This is a genomic window from Rheinheimera sp. (assembly GCF_020217005.1).
Taxonomy (GTDB): domain Bacteria; phylum Pseudomonadota; class Gammaproteobacteria; order Enterobacterales; family Alteromonadaceae; genus Pararheinheimera.
This window is the reverse complement of sequence record NZ_JAIWOI010000337.1, coordinates 1-10,000: the sequence shown is the minus strand read 5'-3', so window position 1 is coordinate 10,000 and position 10,000 is coordinate 1. Positions and strand designations below refer to the sequence as shown.

General features: G+C 44.0%; 9 protein-coding genes. 7 read left to right on the top strand and 2 right to left on the bottom strand.

Features of this window, described 5'->3' with window-relative positions; all coding sequences use genetic code 11:
* From LDL40_RS16520 to LDL40_RS16490, 7 genes are all read left to right on the top strand, one after another.
* Positions 1-874 (top strand): undecaprenyl-phosphate glucose phosphotransferase (locus tag LDL40_RS16520; RefSeq protein ID WP_300996549.1); only part of this gene is annotated, 874 nt, incomplete at its 5' end.
* Positions 875-887: 13 nt separating this feature from the next.
* On the top strand, positions 888-2,069 hold the full coding sequence (locus LDL40_RS16515) for an outer membrane beta-barrel protein (RefSeq protein WP_300996548.1): 1,182 nt from the start codon (positions 888-890) through the stop codon (positions 2,067-2,069).
* Between the two features lie 132 nt (positions 2,070-2,201).
* Positions 2,202-2,729: a polysaccharide biosynthesis/export family protein gene (locus LDL40_RS16510; RefSeq protein ID WP_300996547.1), complete on the top strand. Its 528-nt coding sequence runs from the start codon at positions 2,202-2,204 to the stop codon at positions 2,727-2,729.
* Positions 2,730-2,749: 20 nt separating this feature from the next.
* On the top strand, positions 2,750-4,924 hold the full coding sequence (locus tag LDL40_RS16505; RefSeq protein WP_300996546.1) for a polysaccharide biosynthesis tyrosine autokinase: 2,175 nt from the start codon (positions 2,750-2,752) through the stop codon (positions 4,922-4,924).
* A 436-nt stretch (positions 4,925-5,360) separates the two neighbouring features.
* Positions 5,361-6,089, top strand: coding sequence for a CpsB/CapC family capsule biosynthesis tyrosine phosphatase (locus tag LDL40_RS16500; RefSeq protein ID WP_300996545.1), 729 nt, complete (start codon positions 5,361-5,363; stop codon positions 6,087-6,089).
* Positions 6,079-6,861, top strand: coding sequence for a hypothetical protein (locus tag LDL40_RS16495; RefSeq protein ID WP_300996544.1), 783 nt, complete (start codon positions 6,079-6,081; stop codon positions 6,859-6,861). Before LDL40_RS16500 ends, LDL40_RS16495 begins: the two co-directional genes overlap by 11 nt.
* Positions 6,862-7,122: 261 nt before the next feature.
* Positions 7,123-7,752: a heparin lyase I family protein gene (locus LDL40_RS16490; protein WP_300996543.1), complete on the top strand. Its 630-nt coding sequence runs from the start codon at positions 7,123-7,125 to the stop codon at positions 7,750-7,752.
* Positions 7,753-7,865: 113 nt separating this feature from the next.
* Here the strand turns inward: LDL40_RS16490 and LDL40_RS16485 are convergent, their stop codons facing one another.
* A complete protein-coding gene (locus tag LDL40_RS16485) occupies positions 7,866-9,290 on the bottom strand; it encodes a phosphomannomutase (protein ID WP_300996542.1) in 1,425 nt (474 codons plus the stop codon).
* A gap of 205 nt (positions 9,291-9,495) precedes the next feature.
* Positions 9,496-10,000 (bottom strand): cupin domain-containing protein (locus LDL40_RS16480; protein WP_300996541.1); only part of this gene is annotated, 505 nt, incomplete at its 5' end.

The window sequence follows — 10,000 nt, the reverse complement described above, 5'->3', positions numbered from 1 at the left end:
CGACGACCGTTTACCAGAACGCTTAGCTGAATGTGCCAGCATGCTGCAGGGTAAAATTAATGAATGTGTTGAATTGGCCAGAGAAGGTGAGTTTGACAAGCTGTATATCACTTTGCCTTTGTCAGCCGACAAACGTATTGCTGAAATTATTCAACGCTTAGGTGACACTACGGTCGACGTACACATAGTGCCAGACTTACTGCTGTATAACCTGATGCATGCCAGATTAGGCAACATTGGCAGTGTCGAAACCTTAAGTGTATTCGAGTCGCCTTACTACGGCGCCAGAGACTGGCTGAAGCGTTCTTTTGACATAGTGGTCAGCTCTATCGCATTAGTTTTACTTGCTGTTCCAATGTTGGTGATAGCTGCGGCTATCAAGCTTACCAGCCGTGGCCCAGTGCTATTTAAGCAGGATAGGTACGGATTGGACGGCAAGCCGATCAAGGTCTATAAGTTTCGTAGCATGACAGTACAGGACAACGGCAGCACTGTGGTGCAAGCCACCAAAAACGATGCCCGGGTCACACCTTTAGGTGCAGTGCTGCGACGCACATCACTGGACGAATTGCCACAGTTTATCAATGTATTAAAAGGCGACATGTCTGTTGTTGGCCCCCGCCCTCATGCGGTAGCTCACAACGAACAGTATCGTAAGTTAGTGGCCTTTTACATGCTGCGGCATAAAGTGAAACCAGGCATTACCGGATGGGCACAAATCAACGGCTGGCGTGGTGAAACTGATTCGTTAGAAAAAATGGAAAAACGCATAGAGTACGACCTGAATTACATTAAAAACTGGTCGCTCTGGTGGGACGCCAAAATTGTATTCTTAACCTTTTTCCGTGGTTTTACTGGAAAAAATGTTTACTAAAAAGGGAAAATTTATGAAATCCAAGTTAGCTGTTATGGTGGCATTGGCATGTGCCAGCACACAGGTGTTTGCTGTTGAACCTCAGTCTTTTCAGACCGGGTCAGGCTTTGATATTACGCCTTTACTGACCACAGGTTTAAAACACGACGACAACGTAGCAAGCACCAGCGCCAATGAAATTGACAGCTGGATTCTGACAGTACAGCCTTCGCTCAGAGCTGTATTGGACGATGGTGTCAGCAAAACTGAATTAACAGCCGCTGTTGCCAACGGCACCTATTTTGACAGTAGTGATGACAACTTCACCGATACTCTGCTGGGTGCGCTGTTTGACACCCAACTGTCTGAACAAGGCAAATTTAATGCCAAAGCAGATTTAATCTGGAGCCATGAAGACAGGGGTACAGGTATCACTGAAGGCTTAAGTAACAACCAAAACGAGCCTACCCGTTATAACAGCCAAACTGTATCCAGCTACTATGAATACGGCGCTAAAGCGGCCCCTGCCCGTGTTCGTGTTGGTGCTAAGTACTTTAATAAAGCCTATATGAACCAACGCGAAGTGACGCAGTTCCGTGACTACGATTCGTTATTGGGTGGTGTGAATTTTTACTACGACACCGCAGCTGGCATTTCTGCCGTATTGGAGAGCAGCGTTGAAGATGTAAGTTACGACTTTGTTGACCCTACAGCGCCACGCGATAGCAAAGACACGAACGTGAAAGTGGGTGCCGAGTGGCAAATCAGTGCTTTAACTTCAGGTGAAGCCAAAATTGGTTACCAGAAAAAGAACTTTGACGACAACGCCCGTGAAGACTTCAGCGGTGTAGCCTGGACAGTGAACGCTAATTGGTCGCCTTTGTCCTACAGCGTATTTAATGTTGGTACTGGCCGTAAAGCCAAAGACCCGCTGCAGGGTGGCGATTACATTAAAGAAACTACTTATGTAGTGGGCTGGAACCATAACTGGAGCGAAACAGTACAAACCAACCTGTCGTACAACAGAATGGAAGAAGACTACGTAGGTTTAGTGCGTAAAGATGAAAACGACTCCTACACAGCCAGCGTGAAATATGCGTTCCGCCGTTTTGTTGACGTTAGCTTATTTACCACAGTGACAGACAAAACTTCGTCTGTGCCAGGTATAGAGTTTGACCGTAATATCACAGGTATAGTCTTTGATATTTCGCTCTAAGCTGGTTGTGGTTTAGCTGCAAGCGCAGCTGCATATGAATGCAGTTGCGCTTTTGTAGTTTTAAGTTGGGCCCTTTATGTCCACAGGTTTTAGTTCGAATTAACAGTATTAACAAACTTTAGGCAAAACCTCATGCAACAATTCGTAGTGCTGTTTGTTGCCCTTTGTATCAGCTGGTCATCCTGGGTGCATGCTCAGGACGAGGGTGGCTATTTATTAGGGCCGGGCGACAAAATTATTATTCAGGTATACGGCGAAGAAGAGCTGAAAATAGAAACTCAGCTGACCGACAGCGGCAAAATTAACTACCCTTTTCTTGGCGAAATTATGGCCAAAGGCTTAACCATTAAGCAGCTGGAAAACCGTATTTATGACGGCTTAAAAGGTGATTACTTTGTCGAGCCTAATGTATTTGTGGGCATGGTAGAGTACAGGCCGTTTTTTATTAATGGCGAAGTAAAACAATCTGGTGGTTACCCTTATAAACCAGGTATGACAGTGAACCAGGCTATAGCATTGGCTGGTGGTTTAACTGAGCGCGCCTCTAAAGAAAAAATATTTATTTATCGTGAAGGCAATAAAAGCCAGGCGTTAAACGCTGATCTGAACTCCAGAGTGAATGCTGGCGACACCATTACCATAGAACAGAGATTCTTTTAAATATGGCAGTAACGGATTTAATGGTAAGCCCTGCACCACAGCAGGACGTTATAGACTTACGTAAATACTTAAGCGTAATTAATATTCATAAGTGGCGTATTTTTGGCCTGGCTATTTTGGTCACTTTAATTACTGTGCTGGTGGTATTAAATATCCGCTCGCAGTATTCGGCTACCGCCACTTTACTCATAGAATCGCAGCAAGCTAAAGCTGTGTCTATTGAAGAAGTGTATGGCATGAACTCCAGCCAACAAGAATATTATTTAACCCAGTTTGAAATTTTAAAATCCCGTTCTATTGCCCAAACCGTGGTAGAGCGTATGGATTTAACCAATCACCCCGACTTTGAAGTAAAACCAGGTTTAATCACCAGACTAAGGGATGTATTGCCGTTTTTACCTTTACCTGAAAGTGAGCTTACAGAAGCAGAACTGGCCCACAAAGCCCGGGAAGATTTAATTACTGAATTTCAGGAAAGACTTACTATTACCCCTATACGCAAAACCCAGCTAGTGAATATAAGCTTTCAAACCTATAGCCCACAGCTAGCGGCAGATATAGCCAATGCAGTGGCTGATACCTATATAGAAAGCCAGTTAGAGGCCAAGTTAGGTATTACCCAAAAAGCCGCTAGCTGGTTAGGTGGCCGTTTAGGTGAATTAAGAGCCCAGCTGGACGATTCTGAAGCCCGCTTACAAGCCTATCGTGAAAAAGAAGGCTTAATAGACGTGGAAGGTGTGCGCGGTTTAGGTGCCAAAGAGCTGGAACGTTTATCTGAAGCTTTAACAGAAGCCCGTTCCCGTAAAGCCCAGGTCGACGGTTTTATGCGGGTAATTAAACAATATGGCACCGACAAAATTGAACGATTAGAAAGCCTGCCAGAAATTACCGCCCATAAAGGGGTGCAAGACGTAAAAGCACAACAAGTGCTGACAGAAAGGCGGGTGTCTGAGCTTTCTAAAATTTATGGTGCTAAACACCCTAAATTAATAGCAGCGCAAAGTGAGTTAACCGCGGTGCAGGACAACCTGCGTAACCAAATTAAAAAACTGATTGCTGGTATAGAAAACGAAGCTCAAACCATCCAGGAAACGGTGAATTCGTTAGAGTCAGAAATAGCCAAAGCCAAAACCCAATACCAGGACGTAAGTATTAAAGAAACCACTTATCAGCGCCTGCAACGTGAAGTCGCAACTAATAAGCAGTTGTTTGATACCTTTTTATCACGCCAAAAAGAAACTGAAGTGACCAGCGACTTTGACTCGGCCATTGCCCGTTTTACCGACAGAGCGGTAGCTGCTACTGAGCCTGTAGCGCCGAAACGTAAGCTGATTGTTATTTTGGCATTTATCGCTACTTTAGGTTTTGGTGTGATGCTGGCTTTTGTGCTGGACGCATTAAACGACACCATTAAGTCGCCACAGGAAATAGAAAGCTTATTAGCCCAGCGTTCTTTAGGTTTTATTCCTGCTATTCCGCATAAAAAGACGGTGGATTTGCCCGTTCATACCTTTTTTAGCGACCAACATAAACAATATGCCGAGTCGGTACGCAGTATTCGCACCAGCTTAACTTTATTGGCGCTGGACCGTAGTTTAAAAACTATTGAAGTCACCTCTTCAGTGCCGGGCGAAGGTAAATCGACAGTTGCAGCCAATATAGCCTTTGCTTTTGGCCAAATGGAAAAAGTACTGTTAATAGACGCCGATATGCGCCGCCCTACCCTGGCCAAACGCTTTGGTTTGCCAGCTTATCAGCCTGGTTTAGCCAATATTATTGCTGGCCGTGAGCAAATAGATGACTGTTTGTTAGTAGACGAAGCTTCAGGCATTAGCTTATTAGCAGCTGGTAATGTACCACCTAACCCGCTGGAGTTATTAGCGTCCGACAAGTTTAGCGAAGTATTAGCAGAACTGGCGTTAAGATTCGACCGCATTATTGTGGACACGCCACCAGTGCAGGCGGTCAGCGACCCATTAATTGTTGCTAAACAAATGGACGCTGTGGTGTATGTAGTATCAGCAGACCATACCAGAGGCGGCGCTATACGCAGTGGTGTGGCTAAGTTACTGCAGGCGGAGAACAACCTGTATGGTGTAGTATTAAATAAAGTGGATATGAAAAAAGTAGCGCAAGCCTATGGCGATTATGGCCAGTATGGTTACTACCACTACTACAGCAGTAACGAGAGCTAACTAAGTACCTGCTGCAACAGGATTTGGGTGTTTAGTTTTTCCCTAAGTCATTGGTGTTGCAGCAAGGCGTCAAATGAGTGAGTCCCCATGAGCATAGTTGCCTATGCGATTGGGGCGAATGAGTGCAGACAACGCGGCTGCGGCGGCAAGGACGACGGGCAATTTAGTTTTCCCTAAGTCATTGGTGTTGCAGCAAGGCGTCAAATGAGTGAGTCCCCATGAGCATAGTTACCTATGCGATTGGGGCGAATGAGTGCAGACAACGCGGCTGCGGCGGCAAGGACGACGGGCAATTTAGTTTTCCCTAAGTCATTGGTGTTGTAGCAAGGCGTCAAATGAGTGAGTCCCCATGAGCATAGTTACCTATGTGATTGGGCTGAGATAAAATGATGAGTGCAGACAACGCGGCTGCGGCGGCAAGGACGACGGGAAAAAAATGTTTGATCTTCACTGCCATATCATCCCTGGCATAGACGATGGCGCTCGCGATATGGACGAAGCCCTTGCTCTGCTGCGTATAGCAGAGCAGGAAGGCATCAGCCATATGGTCATTACGCCTCATATCAATCCTGGCCATTTTGACAATACCAGCAGCATTATTCAGCAAGGCTTATTTGACCTGCAGGCAGCCAGTAAACAAGCAGGCTTGCGGATCCAATTGGCAGCAGCTGCCGAAGTACGTTTATCCACTGAAATTCTCAACTGGGCCGAACGTGGTATGTTGCCCTTTATTGGCCAGTATCAGGGCTTTAATGTGTTGCTGCTGGAGTTTCCGCATAGCCATATACCTGCTGGAGCTGACAAGCTGGTGAAATGGCTTATTAGTAAAAACATTTTGCCTATGATAGCCCACCCTGAACGCAACAGAGATGTGCAAAGCGACCCGGCCAAATTGGCACCTTTTATCAGATTAAACTGCTTATTTCAGCTGACCGCCAGCTCAGTACTGGGGGATATGGGCGAACGCAGCACAGCGCTTTCTGTGCAGTTATTAAAGCAAAAACTATTTCATGTCATGGCCACCGACAGTCATAACCTGTTACGCCGGCCGCCTAAGTTAAAACAGGCCGCGCAACAAGTCAGTGAACTGGTCAGCCCCGACTATGCCGAACTACTGGTACAGCAAATGCCAAAACAAATCAGTGAGGTGTTATTTGCCGGCTAAAACAGCTTCATCTTCAGCACAGTCGCGGTCAGAGGCAGCAGCCACCCAGCAGGCAAAAAACAAGCCAGCTAAAAGCCAGTTATGGCTTTATAAAGTATTGCCTGCCCTGCTACTAGCCGCTTGTTGTTGGTTGGCTTTGGCGATAACAGACAAAGGCCTGGCCAGCGCTTACTATTTTAAAGCCAATTATTATCTGGAATTATGGCAACGTAAGCCGGAAACTCTGGATTTAAACAGCTGGCAACAAGCTGCTGATGCCATTGAAACAGCCGTAAAACTACACCCGCACCACCCGCACTACTTAATAACCCTGGCCAAAATAAATGAATGGGCCTGGTATAAAGGCTTAAAAACTGCAGACCAAATTGCGGTAAATGATGAGCTTTATAAACTGGCTATTGAGTTAAGACCTAATTGGCCAAACGCTTATGCTGACTATGCTTATTATCTGGGTATAGTGAACTTTAGAGTCAGCGAAGCCTTTACACAATTAGATAAAGGCAGAATTTATGGCCCCTACAGCCCAGAAGTTCTTCTGCGCGTTTTACTTATATCAGCTAAGCATTGGCAGATATTAAATGGCGACCAAAAAAAACAGAGCTTTATAGCGTTGGAAGAAATGATAAAGAACTCCTATCCAACATATAAACAGGCGATGACCATTGGTCAAGATTTTAAATTACTTAGAACTTTCTGCATCTATTTACGATTAAAAAAAGAGCAATTCACCACAAAAACGAATACGTATATAAATAGAGATTATTGCTCATAGTCAGAAATCTTTATCTCAATATACATATATTTTGCCTACAGACAGACGGTTTGTGGATATTGAATCAACAAAAGACACCAAGTTATTCATAACAACAGACTAAAACACACTATTCAAAGCGAGAATTTTAATATGCAAACAAGGAAGTACAGTTACATTATTAAAATAACTACTTGCATACTTTTTTTATTCCCCGCGTTCGAGTCAATCGGTTCATATAAAGGAAAGAATTGGAACGTTACATTAATTGACAGCTGTGGCATGCCAGACACTTCAAAAATGACTAGATCTATAAAATGGAAAGATGATTCAAAAAAAACTGAGTTAATATTCACTTTGAATAGAGGAGATATTGGAAAATGTACAACAGATAGTGACCCACGACACAATGCTCCTTATTGGGAGAGAGCAGAAGTAAGGCAAGAGGGCAATTTAGAAGAGAATAAAAATTTTGTTATAAAATTCGACATAAATCTTAGTGAAGGATTCAGCTCAGAAAGAGAAACGTTTTTTCAAATCCATGCAAGTAACAACATGTGCTCTGCCGCTCCGGTTCTAATGATGAAACTAAATTACGGAAAGCTCATAATAGAACTGCTTGAAGGTATTTCTGATGATAATGAAAATGGAAACCACAGAAACAAATATGAAGGGAATTTATCTATCCATGACTTCAAAAACTATAACTCCTTTGAAGTACTGGTCAACCAAAAAGAAAAGAATATAACAATCTTCAAAGACGATGTCATGTTAATAGAAAACCAACAATATCAACAGAAGACGTGCAGTAAACTATACTCAAAATTTGGAATCTACCGCCCAGGCAATGAAAACACCAAAAGGTCAATAGCCATCTATAAAAACATATCTATTAGAGAGCTCAGCAACTAGTGCAATAAAACCCAACATTAACTCCATCAACCAAATATAATATAAAATAAAAACTTACCACACCCTTAATGCACAAAAAAACGCATTAATTACCAAAAGAAGCATTATATCGCTTACGTACTAATTTCTTTCAATTTATTTAAACACTGCTTCATCGTCGTTACTGCGACTGTTTCAATGTCAGATTCCACATAACAACGTAATTCGGGTGCATTACCTGAAGGCCTCAAGTGAATAATAGTCTTATTACTTAAGCTGATACGCAAACCATCGGTTTGGTTTAGCTCTGTGATCTGTACGCCTTCAAACCCCAATTGCCGCACAAATAAATCCGGCGCTGCGGCGGCGTCGGCTAATAACTGCTGGCTTTTTGCAGTAGCAAAATTAGTAATACGATCACTTGCCGTAAAACGTGCTGGCAAGTTATGTTGCAAAGACGACACTGTTCCCTGCCCTGCCAAAGCCAAAACAGCTAAAACTGGTAATACAGCGTCTCTGGTGGGCAAAGACGCTAGTTTTACAGCACCTACATTAACGTCACTGCCTAATAAAAAGCCACCGTTGGCTTCAAAACCTGCGTAACTGTTAAATTCTGCCGCCAGCTTATCAAAAGCCGCTATGACATAAGGCGAACCAATACGGGTGCGTACTACAGTTTTAAAAAAACCAGAGCTTTCAATAGCAGTATTACAACTAACAGGCACGGCCAGCGCTTCAAGCTTCAGTTGATGTGCCGCCAACAAACACAATACATCGCCACGTAACCAATTGCCTTGTTCGTCGGCTAATAGCGGTCGGTCGCCGTCACCGTCTGTCGAAAAAATAGCGTCCAACTGATGCTCTGCGGCCCATAACTTAGCTTTGGCTTTATCTTCAGCAGATACTGCTTCTGTATCTATAGGCACAAAATGATCGGTACGTTCCAACGTTATCACTTCAGCCCCTAAAGCACTAAATAGCTGGTTATATAAATCGCGGCCAGCGCTTGAATGCTGATAAATACCTATACGTTTGCCTGCCAATAAATTGGCCGGAAAAACCTGGGTGTAACGCTGGATATAAGCTTCAGCGCCAGTGCTATTTACCTGAAGAGCTTGCAGAGACGTGATAGGTTCGAATTCTGTTTCGGAGTGAATAATAGCAAGCTCATCTTGTTTGCTAATTTCGCCGTCTGGCCGGTAAAACTTCAAGCCATTTCGATCAAAAGGAATATGGCTACCTGTCACAATTATGGCTGGTATAACCTGCTGCATTGCAACAAAAGCCAAAGCTGGTGTTGGCAATACCCCATAAAATATCGGTTTTAAGCCAGCTTGTTGCGCAGCGACAGCACAAGCTTGTGCCATAGCCAAACTGCTTGGTCTGTTGTCTATACCTATGGCTATGGAGTCAAACTTAAAAGCGAGTCGCATTTGTGCCACAAAGGCATGAGTAAAAGCAGCACAAACATCAAAGGTAAATTGTGTAACTAAACCACGGGCCCCGCTGGTACCAAAAGCAATACCGCTGTTGGCTATAACGTCCTTTGTATTAAGCATGCTGGCTCCTGGTTGTGTTGATTTTTTATTTACTATGTCTAGTTTGTTCTGTGCGAGCGGGGATGAACCCCGCTCCTACTATGTGCTCGTATAAAACTGGATGATTCTGGGGGCGACCTTTATGGTCGCCCGTGGATTTAAGGCAAAATCCGACATTCTATTTGGCCGATAAATCTATTGATATCCGTTGACTGGTTTAACCCTTTTAAACCCGGCCGTATTTATCGGAGAAACGCACTATATCGTCTTCACCTAAATAACTGCCTGATTGCACCTCTATCAGTTCCAGCGGCACTTTGCCTGGGTTTTCAAGTGCATGTACAGCAGTAATAGGAATATAAACCGACTGGTTCTCTGACAAATACTGATCTTTACCGTCAATCGTCACCAGTGCCGTACCTGAAACCACTATCCAATGCTCAGCGCGGTGATGATGCATTTGCACTGACAACTTAGCACCAGGTTTTACCGTAATACGTTTCACCTGAAAACGCTGACCGTTGTCCACCGAATCGTATTTACCCCAGGGCCTATACACTTCGCGATGGAAGTTTACTTCAGTTCTGTTAGCCGATTTTAGTTGGTTCACTATGTGTTTTACGTCTTGAGTACAGTCTTTATGAGCCACCAAAATAGCGTCTTTGGTGTTCACAATCACCAGGTCGCTCACACCTACAGTGGCCACCATTTTGTCATCAGAATGTACGTAC

What these genes read in the sequence shown, in the direction of transcription:
- LDL40_RS16515 (WP_300996548.1), top strand. Translation starts at nt 888, where the DNA reads ATGAAATCCAAGTTAGCTGTTATGGTGGCATTGGCATGTGCCAGCACA.
- LDL40_RS16510 (WP_300996547.1), top strand. Translation starts at nt 2,202, where the DNA reads ATGCAACAATTCGTAGTGCTGTTTGTTGCCCTTTGTATCAGCTGGTCA.
- LDL40_RS16505 (WP_300996546.1), top strand. Translation starts at nt 2,750, where the DNA reads ATGGTAAGCCCTGCACCACAGCAGGACGTTATAGACTTACGTAAATAC.
- LDL40_RS16500 (WP_300996545.1), top strand. Translation starts at nt 5,361, where the DNA reads ATGTTTGATCTTCACTGCCATATCATCCCTGGCATAGACGATGGCGCT.
- LDL40_RS16490 (WP_300996543.1), top strand. Translation starts at nt 7,123, where the DNA reads ATGCCAGACACTTCAAAAATGACTAGATCTATAAAATGGAAAGATGAT.
- LDL40_RS16485 (WP_300996542.1), bottom strand. Translation starts at nt 9,290, where the DNA reads ATGCTTAATACAAAGGACGTTATAGCCAACAGCGGTATTGCTTTTGGT.